Origin of the sequence: Streptomyces sp. NPDC057638, from assembly GCF_042800315.1 — a bacterium.
Lineage (GTDB): Bacteria > Actinomycetota > Actinomycetes > Streptomycetales > Streptomycetaceae > Streptomyces.
In genome coordinates, this window is record NZ_JBHVHF010000065.1 from 1 (window position 1) to 22,276 (window position 22,276).

Annotated in this window: 16 protein-coding genes; 9 read left to right on the forward strand and 7 right to left on the reverse strand. The window is 67.1% G+C overall.

From position 1 onward, the window contains the following. Positions 1–106: 106 nt before the first annotated feature. The 6 genes from ACFVIM_RS12305 (at position 107) to ACFVIM_RS12330 (ending at position 10,002) form a co-directional block, all read left to right on the forward strand. Positions 107–1,474 (forward strand): L-serine ammonia-lyase, encoded by a 1,368-nt coding sequence (locus ACFVIM_RS12305; RefSeq protein WP_384300629.1) that lies wholly within the window; start codon positions 107–109, stop codon positions 1,472–1,474. A gap of 535 nt (positions 1,475–2,009) precedes the next feature. Further along, the gene (locus ACFVIM_RS12310; protein ID WP_344472750.1) at positions 2,010–3,224 is read left to right on the forward strand and encodes a hypothetical protein; all 1,215 of its coding nucleotides are present in this window, start codon (positions 2,010–2,012) and stop codon (positions 3,222–3,224) included. A gap of 531 nt (positions 3,225–3,755) precedes the next feature. Then, entirely contained in the window at positions 3,756–4,436 is a 681-nt protein-coding gene (locus tag ACFVIM_RS12315) for a hypothetical protein (RefSeq protein WP_384300630.1), read from the forward strand. Beyond that, positions 4,433–7,528, forward strand: a complete 3,096-nt coding sequence (locus ACFVIM_RS12320; RefSeq protein ID WP_384300631.1) for a hypothetical protein — start codon at positions 4,433–4,435, stop codon at positions 7,526–7,528. Before ACFVIM_RS12315 ends, ACFVIM_RS12320 begins: the two co-directional genes overlap by 4 nt. Further along, positions 7,525–8,895 carry a serine/threonine-protein kinase gene (locus ACFVIM_RS12325; protein ID WP_384300632.1) on the forward strand — a complete coding sequence of 457 codons (1,371 nt, stop codon included), beginning with the start codon at positions 7,525–7,527 and terminating at the stop codon, positions 8,893–8,895. Before ACFVIM_RS12320 ends, ACFVIM_RS12325 begins: the two co-directional genes overlap by 4 nt. Before the next feature lie 72 nt (positions 8,896–8,967). Then, positions 8,968–10,002: a hypothetical protein gene (locus ACFVIM_RS12330; protein WP_384300633.1), complete on the forward strand. Its 1,035-nt coding sequence runs from the start codon at positions 8,968–8,970 to the stop codon at positions 10,000–10,002. Positions 10,003–10,736: 734 nt separating this feature from the next. Here the strand turns inward: ACFVIM_RS12330 and ACFVIM_RS12335 are convergent. The 7 genes from ACFVIM_RS12335 to ACFVIM_RS12365 all read right to left on the reverse strand — a co-directional run bounded on the left by ACFVIM_RS12335 (position 10,737) and on the right by ACFVIM_RS12365 (position 19,359). Then, a complete protein-coding gene (locus ACFVIM_RS12335) occupies positions 10,737–10,910 on the reverse strand; it encodes a hypothetical protein (RefSeq protein WP_384300634.1) in 174 nt (57 codons plus the stop codon). Positions 10,911–11,780: 870 nt separating this feature from the next. Continuing rightward, positions 11,781–12,809, reverse strand: coding sequence for a thiopeptide-type bacteriocin biosynthesis protein (locus tag ACFVIM_RS12340; protein ID WP_384300635.1), 1,029 nt, complete (start codon positions 12,807–12,809; stop codon positions 11,781–11,783). Then, positions 12,791–14,014: a lanthionine synthetase C family protein gene (locus tag ACFVIM_RS12345; protein WP_384300636.1), complete on the reverse strand. Its 1,224-nt coding sequence runs from the start codon at positions 14,012–14,014 to the stop codon at positions 12,791–12,793. Before ACFVIM_RS12345 ends, ACFVIM_RS12340 begins: the two co-directional genes overlap by 19 nt. Continuing rightward, positions 14,011–17,064 (reverse strand): lantibiotic dehydratase, encoded by a 3,054-nt coding sequence (locus ACFVIM_RS12350; protein WP_384300637.1) that lies wholly within the window; start codon positions 17,062–17,064, stop codon positions 14,011–14,013. The genes ACFVIM_RS12345 and ACFVIM_RS12350 overlap by 4 nt, the downstream gene beginning before the upstream one ends. 87 nt (positions 17,065–17,151) lie before the next feature. Beyond that, a complete protein-coding gene (locus ACFVIM_RS12355) occupies positions 17,152–17,346 on the reverse strand; it encodes an FxLD family lanthipeptide (protein ID WP_362373269.1) in 195 nt (64 codons plus the stop codon). A gap of 54 nt (positions 17,347–17,400) precedes the next feature. Continuing rightward, complete coding sequence (gene fxlM / locus ACFVIM_RS12360) at positions 17,401–18,624, reverse strand: methyltransferase, FxLD system (protein WP_384300638.1); 1,224 nt, start codon at positions 18,622–18,624, stop codon at positions 17,401–17,403. Between the two features lie 264 nt (positions 18,625–18,888). Continuing rightward, positions 18,889–19,359, reverse strand: coding sequence for an ATP-binding protein (locus ACFVIM_RS12365; protein WP_384300639.1), 471 nt, complete (start codon positions 19,357–19,359; stop codon positions 18,889–18,891). 308 nt (positions 19,360–19,667) lie between these two features. Here ACFVIM_RS12365 and ACFVIM_RS12370 point away from each other — a divergent pair, with 308 nt between their 5' ends. From ACFVIM_RS12370 to ACFVIM_RS12380, 3 genes are all read left to right on the forward strand, one after another. Then, entirely contained in the window at positions 19,668–21,158 is a 1,491-nt protein-coding gene (locus ACFVIM_RS12370; RefSeq protein WP_384300644.1) for a helix-turn-helix domain-containing protein, read from the forward strand. Then, complete coding sequence (locus tag ACFVIM_RS12375) at positions 21,155–21,847, forward strand: HAD family hydrolase (protein WP_384300640.1); 693 nt, start codon at positions 21,155–21,157, stop codon at positions 21,845–21,847. Before ACFVIM_RS12370 ends, ACFVIM_RS12375 begins: the two co-directional genes overlap by 4 nt. Positions 21,848–21,979: 132 nt before the next feature. Then, positions 21,980–22,246, forward strand: a complete 267-nt coding sequence (locus ACFVIM_RS12380; protein WP_384300641.1) for a helix-turn-helix transcriptional regulator — start codon at positions 21,980–21,982, stop codon at positions 22,244–22,246. Positions 22,247–22,276: the final 30 nt, after the last annotated feature.

Below are 22,276 nucleotides of genomic sequence, written 5' to 3' on the forward strand. Positions count from 1 at the left end.
GGACGGTGTGCGCGGTGCCCCCCTCCATGTAGGACCCGGTACCACCCCGGCACCACCCGTAAGACCCCGGCAGACGACGGCGTCTACCAACCCCTAGGAGTTCCCCGTGGCCATCTCGGTCTTCGACCTGTTCTCGATCGGCATCGGCCCCTCCAGCTCGCACACGGTCGGTCCGATGCGGGCGGCGCGGATGTTCGCCCGCAGGCTGCGGAACGAGGGCCTCCTGGACACGACCGTGACCGTCCGCTGCGAGCTGTACGGTTCCCTCGGCGCCACCGGCCATGGCCATGGCACCCCCAAGGCGGTCCTGCTGGGCCTGGAGGGCAGCTCTCCCAGGACCGTCGACGTCGAGGGCGCCGACGACCGGGTCGAGACGATCAGGACCACCGGGAAGCTCTCCCTGCTGGGCACCCGGGAGATCGCCTTCGCCTTCGACGAGGACCTGGTCCTGCATCGCCGCAAGACCCTCCCGTACCACGCCAACGGAATGACGATCTTCGCCTACGACGGTGACGGAACGCTTCTGCTGGAGAAGACGTACTACTCCGTCGGCGGTGGCTTCGTCGTCGACGAGGACGCCGTCGGCGAGGACCGGATCAAGCTCGACGACACCGTCCTGAAGTACCCCTTCCGCACCGGCGACGAACTGCTCCGCCTCACCCGCGAGACCGGCCTGTCGATCTCCTCCCTGATGCTGGAGAACGAGAAGGCCTGGCGCACCGAGGAGGAGATCCGCGAGGGCCTGCTCGACATCTGGTCCGTGATGCGCGCCTGCGTCTCCCGGGGCATGGCCCGCGAGGGCATCCTCCCCGGCGGCCTCAAGGTCCGCCGCCGCGCCGCCCACTCCGCCCGCCAGCTGCGCGCCGAGGGCGACCCGCTGGCCCGCGCCATGGAGTGGATCACCCTCTACGCCATGGCCGTCAACGAGGAGAACGCGGCGGGCGGCCGCGTCGTGACCGCCCCCACCAACGGCGCCGCCGGGATCATCCCCGCCGTCCTGCACTACTACATGAACTTCGTCCCCGGCGCCGACGAGGACGGCGTGGTCCGCTTCCTCCTCGCGGCGGGCGCCATCGGCATGCTCTTCAAGGAGAACGCCTCCATCTCCGGCGCCGAGGTCGGCTGCCAGGGCGAGGTCGGCTCCGCCTGCTCCATGGCCGCGGGCGCCCTCGCCGAGGTCCTCGGCGGCTCCCCCGAACAGGTCGAGAACGCGGCCGAGATCGGCATGGAACACAACCTGGGCCTGACCTGCGACCCCGTCGGCGGCCTCGTCCAGATCCCCTGCATCGAACGCAACGGCATGGCGGCGGTCAAGGCCGTGACGGCGGCCCGCATGGCGATGCGCGGCGACGGCAGCCACAAGGTCTCCCTCGACAAGGTCATCAAGACGATGAAGGAGACGGGGGCGGACATGTCGGTCAAGTACAAGGAGACGGCGCGGGGCGGGCTCGCGGTGAACATCATCGAGTGCTGAGCCCGTTGTGACGGGTCGGCCCTGACCAGCGCTTTTGTTTCTTTCAGCGCTGTCAAGGCCTTCCCTGCTTGCACGGCGGAAAGTCCCTGGATCGGCCCTGGGACAGGCGTGGAAGTCCCTGAAAAGTCCCTGGGATGTCCCTGCTGGCACGGCCCTGAAGGTGTCGGTTGCTCCAGTCTCCTGAGACCCGAAGGTCTCGTCCGAAGAGCTCGGTACCGCTGCTCGGTTCAAGCTCGGACTCGCACACCACCCTGACCAACAGGTCGCCCTTGGGTATACGCAGACCCTGCTTAGTTTGAGCACCACGACCTCGGCATCGACCACAGCCCTGGCATGACCGTGATCGCAATACGCCCCGACCCTCCTATCAGATCAGCTACCCTGCGTGCTGTGGTTGGGACTGGAAGCAACGAGATCGACCTGGAGCGGCCAACTCCTCATGCACGACCGTCGAACGCATCAGAGTTACACCTCCCTCAGGCAAACCGAGGTGGAACCCCAACTCTAGAGTCAGGACACAACCAGGGGCGGTTCAGTGGCGGACGAGCAGTTTGGACTGGATACAGTGGCGGCCGAGCAGGCCGTCGCTTCTGTGTTTGGGCAGATTGTCGCCGTCCTTGCGCGCCGGGCTGACGCGGCTATCGATGACGCGGTCTTGTTCCGGCTGGCGAACACGCTGTTTGCTGCGTTTGCCCGCGCGGGCGAGGACGGGCTGACAGTAGAGCAGATCAGGGCGGCATGCGCCGCCTTTCCGGACGAAGTGATCGAAAATCGCCTGGGCGTCCTGAAGAAGCTCGGCGCGATCCAGCCCGCATTCGACAAGCCCTACCAGCACGAGTTCCGGGCCTCGTTCACCAGCTACGTGTCAATGTTGTTCGTCCAGCGGATGCTGGCCCGCGGGGGTCAGTCTGAATTGCACCAGCTTCTGACGATGGAGAAGATCAGACTAGAGGGCGGGCAAGGTACAGCCGAGGAAGCCCTCGAGGTAGTCATCGGGGTAACCACGGCGCTTCGGCTCCTGGTCGCCGAGCTCGTGGCACTGACCGTCGGCGGCACCGTGGAGGCTCTTCGGGAACGCGCGCCGCTCCTGTGGAACGCGAAGGCGCTCATTGACCAGGCCTCTGCGGTACATGAGATCTTGCTGGCCTCCTGGCCGGAACTCAGCCGCAAATGCGGGGAGCTGCGATCGGCGATCGCAGCCTACGAAGATGCTTCGACGAACGCGTCGGCACGCCTGATGACCGCAGCGGGGACCACGAGGGCGCTGAACCTGCTACCACCCGAGATGTGGCGGCGCTTTGCGCGGCGGGCAACCGTGGATGAGCTCGCAGCAGTACTAGCTGATCAAGTCTTCGACGCGCCTGCCCCATGGCACGACGTCTCCGACCTGACAGAGGTCGTTGTCGGCAGACCGCAGCCAAGCGGCAGCCGTTCCACGCCGCCGCGTTCCCGGGTTCCCGATAGCGATGAGCAGCCGTTCCAGGAACGCCCAGACTCGGAGGCCGAGCGACTGGTAGAAGTCGCCGAGGAGGTGCTCGGCGGCGGGGACTCTGTTGCGGTCGAGCAAATTCTGTCGGGCATGGATTGGGTGACGGCACGCCGCGTGCTCGCCGACCTAGTCGCCGCGAGCAACAACGACCGACTCGGCTACCGGCTGGCATGGTCTGGCCCGGTCCAGGTACAGGCGGGCAGCGTGCCGTCCTGGCTTACCCCAGGGGTGTTCGAGCGAGAGCGGAGACTGCGTGAGTAGTACAGAGGCGGCGCTGTGGTGGGCGAGGGCTCGAGCCGAAGGCCCGCTCCGCGTACCGTCAGCAACCACAATCCCTGCAGGCATGCTGCGGCTGGTGGAGCGGGACAGTGAGCATTGTTGGTTGCTGCCCCGCCCGCCCGACGACGTGACGCCGGCCGTGCTGCGTGAGCTGCGGATGCAGGTGCTCCCAGTGGAGTTCCCGAACGAGACCAGCCGGGTTTTGGCAGCAGCGCTTCGCTGCTGCTGGCCAGACGTACAAACCAGCCCGTGGCCAGGGCAGTCGGCGACAACGCGCGAGGTGCTGGATGTAGTGGACCAGCTCATTCCCGGACGCGGGGAAGAGGTGTTGCACCGCCTCGGAACGGGGGCACTCCGACGCCTACATACCAGCTGGTGGTTGGAAATCGATGCCGAGGCCCAGAGGGTTTACCTCGGCCCCCGGGTGGCTACCTGGCCGGAGCAGGACCTACCGGCGCTGCGGGAGCTGTGCCGGGGGCTGCCACTCCCGCGGCCCGACCGGGAGCTGGACCGATGAGCGGCTTGTTCGATGATCAACTCCAGCCGCTCGGCGACAAGGAGCGCGACGCACTGGTCTCAGCCTGGGCCGCTCTGGAGTACGGAAGCGAACCTGCCAGTGAGGCCGCGCTGCCGGCACTTCGAGACGCGACGCTACGTCACCTGCTTGACCAGATACTGCAAAGGACCGGCCGCACGCTCGTGCACGCTGGTGCCAACCTGTGGACATCGGGGTACCGGGACGACATAGCCGCAGAACTAGTGGCGAAGGGCTGGGGGATATTGGAGCCTCTGGAACGAGCTGCGCTGATCTTGGTGCTGATCCACTCGGTCGCGATCCCCCGGGCAGAAGGGCATCTGATCGGGGACGACTGGCAGTCGCCCCATCCGACCACACCGACCCGCCTGCGAAAGCTCTCGCAGGTTCACGGGCAGCGGCGCCTGTCCGATGCCTTGCAGTGGCTGCGCGCAGCCGGGTTGGTCCGCCAGGTGCGCGGCTCTGATCCCGAGACTACCGGCGCCTCCTACGTCCCTGGGCCGGCGCTGCATCGGCTCACTCCCGCTGCGCGCCAGCGCCTGCAAGAGAACCTAATCCTGGCCGTAGGCCCGGATACCGCGCTCGCAACATCGATCGCGGTCCGCCGGAGCTTGGGCCGCCCCCAGGAAGTGACGATTTCCCCAAGGAGCGGTTCATGAGCGACAGCACACCACAAGAAGAGGACATCGTCGGTGACCGTGTCCTTGTCGGCCTACAGAGCGTGCGGGTCTCCCGGCTGTCCATGCATCCCATCCCGATTGCCGCTGGCACTCTTATTGCCGTGGCCGGGCAGGGGCCGAAAGATTCCAACGGGGCAGGAAAATCGTCGCTTCTGGCCCAGATCAGCTTGCTGCATGCCGATGAGCAGTGGAGATTCGGCTCCGGCGCGCCTGCCGCAGTCGACCTACTGTTCAACTCGGAGGACGCCGGTGGTGAAGACCGTTGGGGCAACGCAGACCATGGGTATGTCATCGGCGTATTCGCACCCACCGCCGGAACTCTTGATCAGCTTCAAGCCAGGGCTCTGACCGTGTGGATCCGGATCGACCGCAGGAGCCAAAAAGGGCCCCGACTGAAGCTGCGCTGGCAGGACGGGCTGCATCTACCAGCCGGGGAGAGCGAGGCCAAGCGAGAACAAGCCGCTGACTTGGTTTGGCAATCCCTGCCCCCGCGGGCTAGGAAGCAGGACGTAGCGGCCCGTGATCTTCCGCGGACACTCTACGGAGAGCACGTGCGATGCGTGTCGTTCTTGTCGACATCGGTGCGGGCCAGCGCCGCCCCAAACCTGCTCGCCCAACCGCTCAACGAGATCTCCGAGCGGCGGATTTTCGAGGCGATCGCAGCGCTCACTGGCATCGACCGCGAGCTGGAGACGGAACGGCAGGCACGCCGCCGCGAGTACGACCTCCTCCAGAAGGCCCAGGCCACCGAGTCTGATCTGGCCACCTGGGAGAAAAGCGCCCAGGTCACCGAGGAGGGTATCGATGCCCGAGACCAGGCGCGTGGGCACCTCGCGGAAGCTGCTGACCGCTGGCGGTCGCGCACGGCACGGCTGTTGTGCGATGCCCTCCGGCGCGACGCCGAAATCCAGGCCGAGATCGCTGGCATTGATACCGATACTGAGAAGGCCAGTCGCACAGCACAAACGCTAGTCAGACAGGTGGCGGAGCTGGCCGATGACAAGGCATTCGCACGACGGCAGCAGGATGCAGAAAGCACGTTCAGCAGGCTCGACGGCGAAGAACGCGAGCTGAGTAAACAGATTGCAACGCTGGAACATCAGATCGAGGAGACCGACCGTCGACTGCGCGCGGTCAGGGAAACAGCCCGTGACGCTGATGGCCGTGACGAGCCAACCGCCAACCAGGAACGCGCCGCCGCGGACACTGAGCTGGAAGAATCAGTCAAGGCAGTTGGAGTGGCAGAGAAATCGCTCTCCGACGCCGAAACAAGCCTGCAGGACGCGGAAAGCGGCAGAGATTTGGCCCGGCAGCAGATCGACGTCCTCGCAGCCGAGGGAATCAGTGGGATCTGCCTGCTTGACGCAGTTGTCCTCAACGCGCAACAAAGGCCAAAGTGGGAGCCAGCCCTCTGGCCGTACCGTGAGGCGACTGTCGTGGACTCGGACGATCTTGACAGGGCTGGCGCACTTTTGGCAGACATACCTGGGTCGACCCTGATCGCCGCCAATCTCATCGCGAGTGCGGGGCACGTCGACCTCCCGCGCAACGCCAACCCGCAGTACGATCTGAGCGGCTTCCTCGCAGCCATTGACGTGCGAGCTACTCCCCGCGCCAACCCTGACCGAGTCCACGACGACGCAGGCATCGTGATCATCGGCGGGTTTCCCAGACCTGTGACCGGCCGAGCCGCCCGCATCGCCGCCGCACAGGAGCTCGTTCGCCAGGAATCCGAACAGCATCAGCAGGCCGAGGGAAGATGGAAGGCTGCCAGCCAGCAGGTTACCGCTGCTGAGCGTCGACAGAAGGGCGCAAGAGCCGCAGTCGAGGCAAACCAATTGGACGTACAGATTGGCAACCTGCGGAAGCGAGATCAGGCCATGCGGGACGAGCAGGCGAAACTCGCCCAAGCTCTGACCTCTGCAACAGCCGAACGGAACGATGTGCTCCGCCTGGATGGCTTCCGTCAGAAGGAGATTCAGTCTCTGCAGGGTCAAAAGACCAGCCTCGACAACACAACCAAGAATCTGCGAGCGAAGCGCGAGAATCTCAAGAAGGAGCAGTCGCAGCTCGGTCTTCCGGAACTAACCTCCCAATGGGATGGCACTCTCGACTCTGCCAGCGAGCACCTGCTCGCCCTGCCCGACAACCAGCAGTCCTGGACTGCCGAGAACTGGTGGGAGGAGGCCAGAGATCCGATCAGTATCGCGATATCCAAGTGTTTCCCTTCCGCTGCTTCTGACAACATGCCGATGGAGATCACTGGCCTGCTGAAAGAGTTCAGCCAGCGCGGAGCCGACGGCAGCCGACGGGCACAGGCTGCTTTCGTTCCATTGCGCCATGCACTCCACGTCTACCTGCGCCAGCATGATGACAGCGACCAGTACGAGCGTCAGCAGATCGTCAGGCAGCGCAAAGAGCGCTACGAGAGCCTCGACGCCGCGCGGATTGGTCATGAGGAGGCGGTCCAGGCCAGCCGGGCCTACCGAGGAGCGCTCACCTCCGCTATCAAGAAGAAGCTGGAGGACGTAAAGGCCGAGTTCGACCGGCTCGATACGGCTCACGGCGGGTACGGGGCATCGCTCCTGTACGACGAACCTCCGCCGCCAGCCGACCCCACCGAGCACTGGGGCTGGAAGGTCACGCCGATTTGGCGACGCGCCCACGGGCGGCGACACATCCCCTACAACCGGCGAGCCAACACCGCACAGATCGATGATCGGGCGATCAAGCTCGTGTGCGCCGCCGCTGCTGCAAGCGGCACGGGCCGTCCACTGGTACTCGTTCTGGACGAACTCGGCCGCAACCTCGGTAAGCAGCACCGCCGCGAAGCCGTCGCCCTACTCGGGCAGATCGGCGGGGAGAGCGGTATCACCGTCATCGGGGCACTGCAAGACGACATGGAATCCTATGCCATCGGTGCCTGCGGCGAATACGTCAAGCTGCGCCGCAGCTCTGACTCCAGCCCGTACAACGAGGAACCTGTCATTGTCGGCTATGACGAGCACACTCCGCGTGTCGAACTGCTCCGCGCCTGGCTGACCGGCAACGGGTACCGTGAGCCAGCATGACCGCCCGCTCCCGCCCACGCGGCTTCGCGATGCGCCACCTCAGCGTCTACCCAGGCCTGACCACATATGCCGTCCCTCGGCCCGACGGCAACTACAGCACCGACCGCAACGGCAATCCAAAGTTCACGCGCGTCACTCTGGAGCCGGAAGGCTTTCCGGCGCCTCACCGCCCGTCCGGCCTGACCGACAGGCAGTGGGCCTTCGCCACCAACAGCCCCCGCCGGTGGCAATCCGCTGTCACCACCTTCGGCGCTCGTGCCGAAGGCATAGCCGCTGAGCTTGCACGCAACGGGTGCATCATCCTCGAATGCGACTTCCGCGACGCTCGCGTGGTCCTGCCACCCCGTGGATGGGCTCCGCATCCTGATCTGCAGGCTGCCCGGCAAGAGCACAGCGACCAGCGCGCATGCCGACGAGCTGCTCAAGGTGACGAGGCACGCCGTCTTACCGTCGAGCTCGCTCCACATCCGACTGCCAGGCCACTGGCGGCCATCCTCGGAGCGCAACGGGACGGGGCCTTCCGTGACCACGTCATCAAAGTCGCCCAAGACTTTCTCAACGACGAGGCCATGACGGGCGCCGGGGACGTCGCGCCGTGGGCCGCTGTGCGGTGGCTCAAGCGTGGGGCGAAATCGGACTACGAAAGGGATCAGGAGTCGCTTGCGGAAGGCGGCCAGGGAGCGGTCTACGGCGGCGTGCACAAGTACACCCGCATCCCTGTCGCTCTGAAGCAGCTCCGCTACGGCGATGAGGACTCTGTACACCGCATGGGCCGCGAGATCTTCATCGGGCACCTCTACGGAGAACACCCAAACGTCATGCCGGTACTTGACTCTGACCCAGACAGGCGGTGGTTCGTCATGCCGCTTGCGAGTGGTAGCGCGGCCAGCCACGCAGAACGTCTAAGGCGAGAGACCGGTGCCCTCCGGGACCTCGTCACTGCAGTCTGCGAAGGACTGCGCGGCCCGCACGCCGACGACCGAATTCATCGCGACATCAAGCCAGCGAACGTCCTGCTCCTCAACGGCAAGTGGGTCGTGGCGGACTGGGGGCTGGGCCGCCAGCCCCGAGGGGAGACTAGCGTTCCGCGCCGGACTCAGACCGGCACCGGCTTCGGGTCCGAGGGATTCGCGGCGCCGGAGGTGTCATCCGGAAACCCCCATAACGTGGCGGCCACCGCCGATATCTACAGCATCGGACGGCTCATCGCAGCAATCCTGACCGGGGAGCGTCCGGCGCAGAACCTCCCGCTACTGCCCTCACATGGACCATGGCGAGCCGTAGTAGCGGAGGCAACCCAGCACAAGCCGACTGACCGGCCTCAGGACGTGAACGAGTTCCTCCGTCTACTTGAAGACATCCCGTGAGCGTTGCCACGCCATCCCGCCATCGCCAGGCAGTGAGTCTGGTCCGTCCCAGCTAAAAGGATCATGTCGTCGATGACGCGCATCTCGCTAGAGCCGTACTTCCTGCACCAGGACCAAGTTCAGTCCCTCCTCGGTGACCAGCGGACGGAGTCCGCGCGAGCACGGGCTGCCCGCAGGAGCGATCCCGAGGCAGCGTTGCCCTATGTGCTTGCCACAGAACTGGCCGAGGCGCTCTCCTCGCTGGGAGTCCGCGAGCTGGCGAGATGCGTCCTGGAACAGGACCTACGCACGGGGCAGGTCGTCGGCGCTGAACTGGCATTTGCGTTTCAGAGGAACCGCGACCAAGACGCCCCAGGCTTCAAACCGGTCGGCTTCACAGCAGTGCTTGACGCGGGCAAGCCGGTGCACGTCACCGGCACATTCAACTCGGCAAGAACCGCCAGCTCATCCGCGACTGGCAGTCTCACCGGGCACAGGCAGGCCTATCTGATCGGAACGGTCACTGATCTCAGCGCAGCGAAAGTTGAGCTCAGGCCAGTCTTCATCGGGGTCAGGTCGTTCGTCGATGACCACCTCGCCGCCGAAGGCTCGGCACCGGGAGCACGGGTGTATCCCGGCGATATCGGCCAGTTCAGCGGGATCGACTTCGCTTCTCCCCTCACAGAAGCTGAGCGTGAAGCAGTCCTACACGTGCCGGAGAACGCAGTGAAGCACGCCTTCGCCAAGCTGATCGGCGAACCGTACGTTCCCAAGGACTGGGGTGGCGAGCGTTCCGATCTCTACACATCACGGGTGTTCTCCCGTGGACGTCAGATGTCGGCCGCCTGGCTGTTCAAGGGACCCAGCTACCCTCGCGCCATGGACGTCAGGGCACTGGGCAAGAATGGCGACCAAATCGACCGGCTGTTCACCGAGCCCGCGGAGCTACTCGTTCTACAGCATTGTCATCAGATTAAGACGGGCGTGGTTGGCATGATGGACGCCTACGCCCATGACGCCCGGCGCCCTCGCTCCTACATGATCATCGACGGGGCTGATACCGGACGCATACTGAAGTCATTGGGCCTGCTCCCGGCTGTGCCAGCAAGGCTGACTCTGTTCGAGTGACGGGCTGGATGCTCTGGTTTCCACAGCACTCGTTCGACCGCCCCTGTCGACGCCTTGACTGGGCTAGCTGGAGTTTAAATCCTTGCCATCTGATTGAGGTCGCCCCCGGCTCAAGCAAACGACCGGCGGTCATCAGTTCCTCGGCCAGGGCCCGCTGCTCGGTCAGCCACACGCGGACGTCGCCGTGGATGCGGGCAAGGACGGCGTTGGCTACGGCGGAAAGCGGCTGCCGTCAGCTCGACCGCACGGGCCGACCTACTGGATGGTCGCAAGTTTCGTCGGCGGTGAGGCGGATGACGAGGATGACGCGGACGCGTTGAACGACCTAAAGCAGGCGCGGACGCTCCGCAGCGGAGGCAACAGGTTGTCCTGCCCTGGCTACGGTCCGCCCCCGGTCGCAGCCTTTCTCCCCCCGTCCCTAGTGCCGAAAGGGTTTTCCCGCCCCGTTCGGGGTGGGGCATGCGCGCCCGAAACTCCTTGGCGGCCCTGGGCTGCCAAGGAGTTTCGGACGATATAGCTTGCTCGGCCTCGTGCCGGGCAGTCGCCTCCCTCCAGCAGTGTGGTGGTGTCGGCCGGTTCAGGGCGGTTCATCGGCGGCTCTCCGGGGGCGGTCGCCGGAGCTCTCGGAGCATCTCGGCGGCGTAGTCGAGGGCGAAGGCCGGGTGGTGCAGGGTCCACGGCCGGCTGGCGGGGGTGCGGCGGACGTTTCAGCTCGCGTCCGGGCCGTGCTCGGCTTACTGGAGGTGGAGGGCGGCGATCCAGGCGTCGGCTTCGGTCGAGGTGGCCGGGGTGGTGCGCACGAGGGCATCCGGTACGGACAGGGCCGGGGTTCGGTGTCCGGGTGCCCCGGGTGGGGTGACCGGGCCGGTCACCCCCGTCCTGCGGTCGGTCAGCTGGTCGTTGGCCAACGGGTGGCGTCCACAGCGATCTGGCGGAGGCCATGTTCGCCCGGGTGACCGCCGCTCGTGTGGTCGGGGCGAGTGCGATCAGGTCGGGCGCTGGTGTGCCGGTGGTCGCCGCAGTCGGTCGGTGTCCGGCGGGGCCGGTCAGTCTCCCGGTCAGTCCGGTCTGTCAGCGGTGAGCCGGTCAGTTCACATCGCCCGGTATCCGGGCGGTCGGTGCGGGCCCACTGGGCTGGAGGCCCAGAAGATGTCCATAGCTCCGACGAAGGCGAGAGGAGTGATCGTGCAAGGGGCTCAGTCGTGGGACTCGCCGGGCGAATGGTGCTGGTGATCAATGACGCCCGATGTTGGGTTCCCCGTTGGCGAAAGCGGCGTGGTCTGACGGTCGACGGCGCGGGTGGTGGATATGCAGGCCAGACCACCGATGAGCAGGGCGTCGTGGCAGGCATCGCGGCTCCTCGGCGTAGGCGACGGACATGGTCGGCGCAGGTGGACCAGGTTGGTGACCAGGGACGATAGCCGAGAAGTCCGGCCGGTCCAATCCGTTTCCGTGTTCGTCCAGACGCTTTGGCCGTCTCCCGAGGAAGGCAACCAGACAGTGGGCAGGTGTGGGGGCGCTTGCACCCCGCAGTAATAGTTCCTAGATCCTGGTTCCTAGGTCCTAGATCCGGACCATGAGCCCTCACGGAGTACTCACTGAGGGCTCCGTGAGTACTCCGTGAGGGCTCACTGAATGCCGCTTGACCTGGGATTTTGTGATTCACGGAGGGATCACTGATTGCTCCGTGAGGGCTCACTGAGCCCTCAGTGAGTGTTCAGTGAGCCCTCACCGCATCCTCCGTGAGCCCTCACGGCCAGCTCCGGGCGGCGACGCCCTCACTCTCCGGAAGAGGTCTTCGGAGGCCGGGATGAATCCTGTGATTGGCCCAGGATCACGGTGCGGGCGGTCAGCGCCAGGACGCCCTGGGAGTGCATGGTCAGCCCCATCCGGTTCCAGTGGAAGATCACATGGAGGCTGAGAATCCGGCGCAGCCCCCGGTCGAGTGTGCCGAGTCGGACGGCTTCGGCGAGCGATCGGCCGGTCTCCCTGAAGGCGGCGGCCCATTCCTTGACGGGTTCGAGTGACCCGCCAGGGCGCAGCAGGCTGTCGTGGTCGGCTCTGAGGAGGGTTCCGATGTCCGCAGTGATGACTTCGAGCTTCTCCGGCGACATGAGGTTCACCGGGGTGCGGTGTTCGTCGGTGATGACGCGGTGCCAGACGTCGGCCTGTTCGTACCATTCGAGGCCGGCGGCGCGCATCATCAGGGTGCAGAGGAGGACGGACAGTTCGCGGCGGCCGAGGGGGATGTCGTGGCGGTCGTCGATGCGGGGGATCTCCCGGCTGTCCGCGACGAACAGTCGGTGCGCGGCCGTCATCCCGGCCGCGCCGCCGAAGGCCGTGGTCTCCGGTTCGTAGATGGCGGTCCACCACCGTTCGAGGAAGCTCTGGGCCGGGGCGGTGAGCCGGTCGAAGCCTTCCGTCAGTGCAGCCCTTGCAGTCGGCTTCGTGGAGGTGAGCCGGATGCGGAGGCGCCAGCAGGGGTGTTTGCGTGTGTACCACCAGCCGTCGATGTCCCCTGCGGCCTCAGCGGCGCGCAAGAGGGGCATGATCACGGCCAGGAAGTGGAGCTCGGCCATCCGCCACTCGGCGAAGTGGAAGTTCACCTGCCACCACTCGGAGTCGGTCGAGCTGCTCCGAAGGGCCTCGGTCCCCGCGTGCCGGAAGAGCTCGACCGCGTCGGTGAGGTCGGACGGGTCCATCTCCGCTTTGCGGGCGGCCTCGGAGACCGCAGTCCCGGCCAGCACGTTGAGAACCGCTTCCGTGGCCTGGGACGGGTCGGTCCGGGTCAGTCGATCAGAAGGCATGCGTCCCATCCCGAGGTCGGGGTCTGCTGCGCGGTAAGGGTGGTCAGGGCGAGCGCCATACCCGCGTCGCCGTTCAGAAAGCCTGGGTTCCGGTCTCCGGCGGGGTGTACGCGGGCCCGGAAGGCGGTGCCGAGAAGAGTGGGCAGAGTGCGGAGACGGGGGTCGTGCGCGTCGTGGGCGGCTCGGACAGCTGTTTGGTAGATGCCGGCCCATCCGTGGCAGAGACCGTTGTCTGTGATGCTCGCGAGCTGGGTGGGGTCGGTCAGCGCCCGGTGGAGAGCGTCTTCGTGGGCGGCCTGGAGTGTCGCGTCGTTCAGGGCGATGCCGGCGAGCTGTCCGGCGCGGGCGACGCCGGTGGTGCCGTAGCACCAGCTCGGACGGGCGGGGGCGGGCTGGTGGGGGCGGCCGGTGGCGAGGTCGTGGCGGGTGAGGTGCTCCGGCCACCAGGGGCCCGTTTCGCCCTGCTGCTGCCAGGTGCCGAGGTGATCGCAGATCGTACGGATGGCTTCGGGCTGGCCGGGGACGGCGATGCCCCGACGGAGGGCCTGGGCGAGGAGGAGCAGCGGGCCGGTGATGCCGTGGGCGACGCCGAGGTTGCCGTGCCCGCCCGGGAAGTCGGCGGAGTGCTCGCGGTTCGGGCCGTGGTCGACCCACCAGCCGGGGAGGCCACGGTGGTCTTCGCCGGGCGGACGGGTCAGAGCGACCAGGTAGCCGAGGACTCGTTCCAGGGCCGCTCCACCGGGGTCGGTGCGCAGGAGGTAGGCGCCGACTCCCGTGAGGCCGTAGAAGACGTCGTACTCGGCGAACGAGACCGGGCCTTCGTGGTGGATTCGTTCGAGCGCCGCGTCGGTCCGACGGTGGGTGAGCTCCGTGATGTGCCGGTGCAGGGTGGCCCGCGCGTCGGCGTAGAGGTGCTCGGCCGACGGGGGTGTGGTGCTGAGGAGGAAGGCAACGGCCGGCGCCCCGAGGAAGAGACCGGTGGTGTCGGCTGCGCTGACCTCTCCGGCCACCGCTTGGGTGATCCAGCGGTGGGCGTACTTCCAGGGAGCCAGACCGAGGCGGGCGCGTTCGATGTGGAGCAGGGCGATTCCCGCTGCTCCTTCGGCGAGGGACTGGGCATGCCAGGGCTCGTCCGCAGGCGGCGGGGCGGGTTCGACCAGATGGTCGGTGATTCGCTGGAGGAGTTCGGTAGCCGGGGCGGTCATCGCGTTCCCCTCCGGTGCCGGTGGTGCAGGGCTGCGGTTCGGGCGAGTCGTGACGTGGTGGCTTCGGTGGTGGGGTCAGGTCCGAGGGCGCGGGCGTGGTGCTGGCGGATCAGCAGGCGAGCGGTGGTCAGGGGGTGCCGCTGGCCGGTCAAGGATCGCCGGTAGTCCCGGATGGCGGTGGCACGAGTGGTCCATGCCTCAGTGACCCCGGTGCCGCCCAGGAAAGCTGTGAGCGCGGCCCCGTCGCCCAGGGGGGCGAGGTCGAGGGTCTGTTCGCGCAGGTGCCGGTCCAGTCGCCCGCTTCCCTGGGGTGTCTGTTCGATCAGCCAGTCCTCCCCCTCTTCGGGGCTGGGGGCGATGTGTCGTACGAGGTCGAGGATGCTGGCCGCTGCCAGGGCTTGAGGTGAGTGGTTGGGGTTCTGGTCAGTGAGTCGGATCTGGGCGAGGGCTGCCGCTGAGTCGGCGGCGAACAGCCGGTAGGCGGCGGCCAAGGCCGGCCCATGCCCGTACTCACCCGGGCGTGGACGGAAGTCCATCAGGGTGAGCCTGGAGACCATCGCTTTCTCGTGGAGAGAGCGGGACCACGCATGGACGTGTTCGGCCGCCGTGCCGTACGTGCCGGGTTCGATGTGAAGCACCAGGTCCAGGTACGTGGAGGCGTCGTGGTGGCGGGTGAACCACCACATCGGCCGGGTGGCACCGAAGCGTTCGAGGAGGCGGGGCAGGTGCCGGTCGAGGATCTCGTCGTGGTGCCGTGGGTGGGCGTGGAGCTGGGCGCGCAGGACTGTACCGGCGCCGGGTAAGTCAAGTTCTCCCCTGTCGACCAGGACGGTCGAGGTCCGTGCAGAGCGCTCGGCATCGCCGTCGTCCCTATGGGTGGAGTGGAGCGGCAGCCAGACCTCGTGGGCGCGGCCGAGCCAACCGTGGGCGTCGGTGTCCGGTGCTTCGCGCAGGACCAGGCGACCGGCTCCGTTGAGGTGCGTGCGCAGGATGTGGCGGTGGACGCCGTGGGTCAGGTCCAGCGGGAGGCGCTGGTCGTGTTCGGTCATGGTGACGCGTTCCGGGACGCGGAGCCGGTCCCGCCAGGCGTCGAACGTGTGGTCCCACTCCTTCGTTGTAGCCGTCTGACCTGGAAGATCCTGGGCGTTCAGTAGCCAGCGAGCCGGGGTGAGGATGGTGCGTCGGTAGCACACCCGGGGCAGATACGGCAGGCGGGCGGCGGCGCCGTGGTCAAACGGCTTGTAGACGGCGTGCCGAGCGGTGGCGATCTCGGCGAGGAACCGGGCCAGCAGCGGGGTCTGGACCGCGGCTTCAAGGGCGTGCGGAACCCGTACGGTGATCGGCCTGCCGGTGGAGACCTGCACAAGGCGCAAGCTGCGGTCATCAGCGGTGACGGCGAGATCGGTGAGGGGGATCGTGCCGTCGTCCGGCTCGCGGTGCTCGGCGAGCGGGATGACATGGGAGAGCAGGCGCGGGACGCGGGCGACGTTCTCGTTGCGTCGTCGGCGGGGAGCGAAGCTGAGCTGCGCGGCGACCCCGCCGGTGTTGTCCGTGTACGTAGCGGCCAGCGCGGCCCGGTGCTCTGCGGGAAGCAGGTGGGCGAAGCGGCCAGCCATGCTGCTGCCCGGTCTCGGTACGCCGGTGATCAGGAGCTGGAAGGCTCCCCGGGCGAGTGCCGCGATGGAGGTGGAATAGATCTCGAAGGCGACTTCCACCCGAGGTACGAGCTTCCGGTCGTCGGTGCCCGCGGCCTCGGCCAAGGCAGCGATCACGGTGTCGGTGAGGACCAGTTCGCCACGACCCGCCATAACAGCTTCCTGAGCCAAAGCGAGAAGGATCCCGTCTCGGTCCGTCAGTTGCTTCGGTGTCCGCTCGCGGACGGATCCGGTGTAGCCGGCGGGCAGTCCGAGGCCCGTGCCCGACACCAGGTCCAGAACGGGGACGAGCGTTCCGGTGCCGTACTCGGCCAGGAACTCATGGTGGTAGTCACGCCAGTGCTGGTAGCCGTACGGCTGCGGGGTGGTGCGATACAGCGCCGCGACAGCGCGCTGCGCCTCGTCCACCACCGGCTGGGGGATCCTGACCTCGCAGTCGAGGGCCGTGTCGACGAGAACCGGGGTCGCGGTGATTGAGGAGACCGCTTGCATCCGCTCGACCGTGGCGCTGAGCGTCGTACGGTCAGACCGCGCCTCGGACAGCTCCTGATGAATCGCGTACAACTCATGCACCAGTTCCCCGTCCACCGTCTCCGCGTCTGCCTTCCTCAGCTCGGTGCAGAGGTGCCCGAAGGCATCGACCGTGGTCATGGGTGCCCACAGGCTCGTGATGAGGAGGTGGTGCGCGACCAGCTCCTGGAGCAGGGTGTCAATCTGCTCGACAGCGGCCCGTGGGAACCGGGTCCGGAGGCGGGAGCGCAGGTCTCCGTACGGGACGGGTTCCCGGGCCGCGTCCATCGCGGCGGCGAGCGAGCGCGTGTTCCAGACGGCTATCTCTTCCGGCGCCAGATGCGTCGCATGGGCGTCGGCGGGCTGGCCGGGGGCGACGAGCCGGTCATCACGAATCTGAACCGGTGCGTTGGCGATCACAGGCAGCCGCTCCCGGAGCTCGGGGGTTCCCTGGAGGCGCTGGATGATCTCGGTGAGCCACTCGGCGTCGGCTCGTACGGTCGCCGTCGGCTTCGTACCCCATCGGACCGAAGGCTCCGACCCGACGAGGAGTGGGGCCGTGCCGGCGAACAGCCCAAGAGGGGTGGGGCGGTGCTGCCAGCGCAGAAGGTACGAGGCGACCGAGAGCACGGCCCGACGGATCTTCCGGAGCTGGGTCTGCTGTCCCTGGACGACGGCTTCGACGGTCTCGCACAGCACCGGCGCGGCAAGCCGCAGTGCCTCCCGTGCGTCATCGCGCTGCCAGGTCCGGGTGAGCCAGCCTCGGAGCAGCACGGTGTTGTCCAAGTCCAGTGTGCGGGGCAGGTCGGCGGTGTCCGTGCTCGTGGTGGCGCGGAGCAGAGCCACGCCCTGCCATCGGTAGCCGACCTCGGTGTTGGCGGTCATGGAGAGGAACCCCTTCGGTCGGCGCGGATGCAGGAAGCGGTTCGGTGGACCGGACCGAGGCCGGTCCGATCCACCGAAAGCGCCTGATCAGGCAGAGTCCTCCACGAACGAGTTGCAGGCGGAGGCCCCGCCCTGGCACGTCGGTCCGCAGCCGTCACCGGTAGAGCACATCAGCTTGCCGTACGGGTGTTCCGCGACGACGACCCGCACGTCGAGCGGAGCGAAGTCGTCCTCTTCGAAGGCCAGAGGCGGTTCGGCCTGGGCCAGGGTGGCGTTCGTCATGCCGTGCCCTTCCTTTTCTTCTGGGGTGGTGCGGGACGACCTGGTCTCCTGCGGCTAGGCCGGAGGCCAGGCGAGTGAGATCCGGCTGTGCACCTTGTCGATGACCCGGTCGGCCGGGATCTGCTCGTCGGGGGTGCCGGCCGGATGGACGCGGATGACCGGGTTGGGGCCGCCGCGCCGGTCGCGGGCCCAGTCATGGACGTGGCCCGCGACGATCTTGGCGAAGCCGGAGGCCGTGGGGCCGAGGGCGTGGACGCCGTACTCGACGCCCTCGTCGTCCTCGGTCCGGCGGACGGTGAGATAGGCGAAGTCGGCGCCGTCCACAGCCGCCAGGGAGAAGGACTTGTTCGAGGGAGCGACGATCCCGGTGTCCAGGTCGGGGTCGACCGTCATCACGCAGAAGCCGGGCAGTGTGATCGCCAGGTGCATCTGGAGGGTGTCGACGAGTTCTCCGCGACTGACCTCGACCCCGGTCCACAGCTCGACCCGGGGCGTGGTGACGGCGTTGTCGAGCAGACTCGGGTCGGCGGGCAGTCCGTCGTCGAACCGCAGCCCGATCTCCGGGGTTCCGGCGACGAGCAGCAGTTCCTCCTGGTGCGCGGTCGAGCCCTGCATGGGGACGAAGCCGCAGACGAACGTGGACTCGCTCTCCAGGTGATCGTCGGCGCGGACGAAGGCCACGGACCGGGTGAGCCCGCGCATCCGCAGCGGTACCACCAGGCGCCCGTCGGGGGTGAGCCGCTCGGTCCATGCGGGCGGGATGTCCCACGCGCCGGCGGTCACCATGACGAGATCGAACGTGCCGAGGTCGTCCAAGGACTCCGCCGCGTCGACGCAGACCACGCGGACCCGGCCGAAGCCGTGCTCGTCCAGCAGTCGGCGGGCCCGGTCCGTCACCGTGGAGTCGATGTCCACAGTGACTACGTCGCCCGCTTCCCCGACCAGCTCGGCGAGGTAGGCCGCGTTCAGACCGCCCGAGCCGATCTCCAGCACCCTCATCCCGGGTCGGACCCGGGCCTGCTCCAGCATCATCGCCTGGATCTGCGGCGCGGACACCGAGCTGAGCTGGACGCCGTGCTCGTCCGTCTTGGTGATGACGGCCGCGTACGGGGCGTACGCCTTCTCCAGTGTCGCCTCGGGGGCGAACGCGTGCCGGGGGACCTTACGCATCACGGCCTCGACCTCCGGGGAGGAGATCGCGCCGTCGGCGACCAACTGGTCCACGACCTCGTTGCGGAGCCGTGCGGCCTCGTCGGAGTCGACCGTCGTGTGGGTCATGAGGGTGTCCTTCGTTCGTACGTGTTCGGGGCGGGAAGAACCGCCCGGCGGGGCGCCGTCGGTGCCACCACGCCGGGACGCTATCGGCGGCCGTCGGCCTTCCCCGGAAAACGACAGGGGCTGGCCGGAATGCGCTGCGTCGGGTCGTGCGGTCTCCTGTGGGTCACGAGGTCTGCCCATCGCCGCAGGGGACGACAGCCGCCTCGGAAGCCGGACGGCGGGATGTCCGAAACCTGCTGCGGAGAGATTGGCCCGATGGCGGAGTCAATCAGGGGGCGTCGCCTCCTTGGGGGATTCGCCTTCAGGAGTCAGAAGCGAGCACCACACCCAGGTGCGGTCGTCCGACAGTCCCCAGGAGTCGGCGAACGCATCGACCAGCAGCAAACCCCTACCGGTCTGGGCGAGATCTTCGTCCAGCGCTTCGAGCCAGCCTTCGTCGATCTCGATCCGTGAGCCACTGCCGACCCTGAGCCAGAAGCGGCTGGCGGTGCACCACAGACGTACCTCGACCGGGCCACGTCCATGCTCGAACGCGTTGGTGACCAGTTCGGTGACCAGGAGATCGGCAGTGCCGACGAGACGGTCAGCTCCCCAGAGCCGCAGATGCGCTCGTTCGATTCGCCGAACCTCTCCGGGGCGCGACCGGTCCTCATCGGTGAGGGGCGGCCTGGAGCCGTGCTCCGGTCGAAGCCGACCGTGAAGCCCTGCGTTTTCGGGTTCCGGAGGTTCCAGCACCTCACTCCTCGTCCGAGTGAGCACACCGAAGCGGTCGGCTCCGTGAGGACGGACGCCGGTGAAGCCTGTTCGTCGGTCAACAGGGCAACGCGCTTGGAGCGCTGAGCCGTACGTGTGGTCACTGGCCCCTCCCTCGGACTCGGTATCGCAGTGCTTCCGGACGGCGCGTTCGGTGAGCCGTGGGAGGAGTCTTGAGGTCGCGCGGGTTCAAAGGGACCGCTGGAGCGATATCGCTTCAGCGATATCGGCCTGCGCCTAGCCTGGTGCCGATGGTTGGTCGGGGTGAGGCAGTGCAGGAAGGACCGCTCATGAAGTCGTCGTTTCGTGTGTGCGGCAAGTGCGGTCACGGGCTGAGCCAGTACAACCCCGACCCTCTGTGCGCCCCTTGCTCCCGGGGCGGCGACATCACGCGGATTCCCGACCGGGCATGGCGTGACGAACAGGTTCACAGAGCCCTGTCCGCCTGGGACTTCGGCGAGTTACTGCGGCTGCTGCGCAGGCGGTCCGGACTTTCTCAGATGGCCGTCCGCTCTCTGACGGGCCTCACCCAGTCGTTCATCTCGGACCTGGAGCGCGACCGGAAGCACCTGGGAGGAGGGGAGGCCATCATCGACTTCCTCAACGGCCTCGGGCTTCCTGCGGACCTTCGTCCCCTGCTGTTGACCCCGTTCGGTGAACCGGACCGAGGTGCGTCGAACGGGCCTCTCGACCCCGCTCTGCCGTGGAACTCGGACCGTATGGTGACCTCACTTGAGTTCGCTGTCGGAGGTGTCATGAAACGCCGTGGGGTGCTGGCGCTCAGCGGGGCCGGCCTGACGCAGTACGTACTGCAATCCACGATCGCGGCCCCTGAGGCCATGGCCTCGATGCCTCCGAACGGCACCAGAGTCACCATCCCGCTGATTACTTCTCTGGAGGCGACGACCGACGCTCTCCGGCACATGGACGCCAGCAGCGGCAGCGGCAGTCTGACCGCGACGTCGCTGGGACACCTGAAGATCCTCGTCAGGCTGCTGAAGCACGGTTCGTACGACGAGGCCCGGGGTCGCCGACTGGCGGCAGCGACCGCGGACGCGGCAACCCAGGCTGGCTGGTACATGTTCGACGGCGGCAACCACGCGAAGGCCCAGCGGCTGTTCCTCGCCGCGCTGCGAGCCGCCCATGCCTCCGGAGACTCCCGCCTTACCGCGGCGGCCCTCTCCTTCCTGGCCATCCATGGATACTCCGTCGGAGATCCACGGGACGCGGTCACCGCGGCGAGGACCGCGCGACTGAGCATCAGCGACCGCGACGCTCCGGCCCTCCAGGCGATGCTTCTGACCCGGCAGGCCCGAGGCCACGCACGGCTGCGCGAGGAGTCAGCCGCCCGAGCGGCCCTTGAGGAAGCCAGGGTTCTGTGTGCACAGGGCCGTGGGGAGGACGATCCGGACTGGCTGTACTGGATCAAGCCGGGCGAGATCCTTGGTCAGACGGCAAGCTGCCTGCTCGACCTCGGTCGGCCCACCGAAGCGGCGGAGTCGTTCGACGCCGCTCGTCATGAGCTGAGCCAAGACGAGATCCGTACGACTGCCCAGTTCCTCTCCCGGGCGGCAACCGCCCACATGCAGACGAAGAACCCCGACGCCGGATGGGGTATCGCCCAGGAAGTCCTCAGTCTCGTGGACGGCGTGCACTCCGCGCGTCTGGACGATCACCTCCGCTCCATGCTTGCGGAGGTCCGTCGGTTCGAGGACTCCCCTGCGGCGCGCGACCTCCTGGAACGCGGCCAATCCGTCATGAAGGGACGTGCGGCGGCATGATTCTCGTCCTGTGGGACATCGACAGGACTCTTCTCTACGTCGGCGATATCGACCGACTCGTCTATCGCACCGTCTTCGAGAAGGTAGTCGGCAACGCCCCGGAGCGGCTTCCGGCGAAGGGTACGGGTGTCACCATGCCGGTCGCGGTGAAGGAACTCCTCACCGTGAACGGTGTCCCCGCAGAGGAGGTGGACGCGTTCGCCCGGCGGATCATCGGTCTCATGCCCGGGGAACTGGAGCGGCACCGGGGAAGAATGCTGGCAGATGGGCTGCTGCTCCCGGGTTCGGTCCAGTCGCTCACCGCCGTGCGGAAGTCCCCCCATCTTCTACCGACCATCGTCACCGGAAATCTTCAGGCCAGCGCGGAAATCAAACTCTCGGTATTCGACCTGATCAGCCTTGTCGATCCGACGGTCGGCGGGTACGCGTCGGACGATCCGCATCGGCCGACCTTGGTGAGCGTTGCGCAGCAGCGGGCCGGGGCCGCGTACGGCCACAGCTTCGATCGAAGCAACACCGTCATCGTCGGGGACTCGCTGGAGGACGTCCGCACCGGACGTGAAGGCGGAGCCCGGGTGATCGGCGTCTCCTCCGGGACCACCTCGGCAGCCGACCTGGCCGACGCGGGCGCGGATCATGTGATCAGTGACCTGACCGACCCTTCGCAGCTTCTGCGGCTGATCGGCTGAGGCCACGTAGAAGGGGCGCATACCGGGGAGCTACCGAAGGACCCTCTACCACCGGCGGCCCGGCTCATCCAAGCCTCTCCTTCTCAGGATCATCCTCCTGTCATCTCTCAGCCGGACGACAGGAACGCAGCCATGCCGCAGACAAGCTCACAGCACGAAACGGCCTTCTTGAGCCTCCCTCAGGCAGCCACATATCTTGGGCTCTCTCCGAACACCCTTTACATCTGGCGTCATCGGCGGCAGGGACCGCCGAGCTTCCGCATGGGCCGTCGCGTCATGTACCGGATCACCGTGCTTGACGAGTGGGTGCGGGCCCAAGAGCTGTCCGATTCATGGTCGAACCCTTCTCTTGACCCAATTCTCCAGAAACCTCGGGCGCGTACGCGCAGGGTCGCTTAGCCCAACTCCCCCTCGAAAAATCCTTCAAAG

Bases quoted from the DNA above. Each gene is read 5' to 3' on its own strand.
- fxlM (WP_384300638.1), bottom strand. From the start codon at position 18,624: ATGACCCACACGACGGTCGACTCCGACGAGGCCGCACGGCTCCGCAAC.
- ACFVIM_RS12330 (WP_384300633.1), top strand. From the start codon at position 8,968: ATGACGCGCATCTCGCTAGAGCCGTACTTCCTGCACCAGGACCAAGTT.
- ACFVIM_RS12370 (WP_384300644.1), top strand. From the start codon at position 19,668: ATGAAGTCGTCGTTTCGTGTGTGCGGCAAGTGCGGTCACGGGCTGAGC.
- ACFVIM_RS12350 (WP_384300637.1), bottom strand. From the start codon at position 17,064: ATGACCGCCAACACCGAGGTCGGCTACCGATGGCAGGGCGTGGCTCTG.
- ACFVIM_RS12375 (WP_384300640.1), top strand. From the start codon at position 21,155: ATGATTCTCGTCCTGTGGGACATCGACAGGACTCTTCTCTACGTCGGC.
- ACFVIM_RS12325 (WP_384300632.1), top strand. From the start codon at position 7,525: ATGACCGCCCGCTCCCGCCCACGCGGCTTCGCGATGCGCCACCTCAGC.
- ACFVIM_RS12355 (WP_362373269.1), bottom strand. From the start codon at position 17,346: ATGACGAACGCCACCCTGGCCCAGGCCGAACCGCCTCTGGCCTTCGAA.
- ACFVIM_RS12380 (WP_384300641.1), top strand. From the start codon at position 21,980: ATGCCGCAGACAAGCTCACAGCACGAAACGGCCTTCTTGAGCCTCCCT.
- ACFVIM_RS12320 (WP_384300631.1), top strand. From the start codon at position 4,433: ATGAGCGACAGCACACCACAAGAAGAGGACATCGTCGGTGACCGTGTC.
- ACFVIM_RS12340 (WP_384300635.1), bottom strand. From the start codon at position 12,809: ATGCCTTCTGATCGACTGACCCGGACCGACCCGTCCCAGGCCACGGAA.
- ACFVIM_RS12345 (WP_384300636.1), bottom strand. From the start codon at position 14,014: ATGACCGCCCCGGCTACCGAACTCCTCCAGCGAATCACCGACCATCTG.
- ACFVIM_RS12315 (WP_384300630.1), top strand. From the start codon at position 3,756: ATGAGCGGCTTGTTCGATGATCAACTCCAGCCGCTCGGCGACAAGGAG.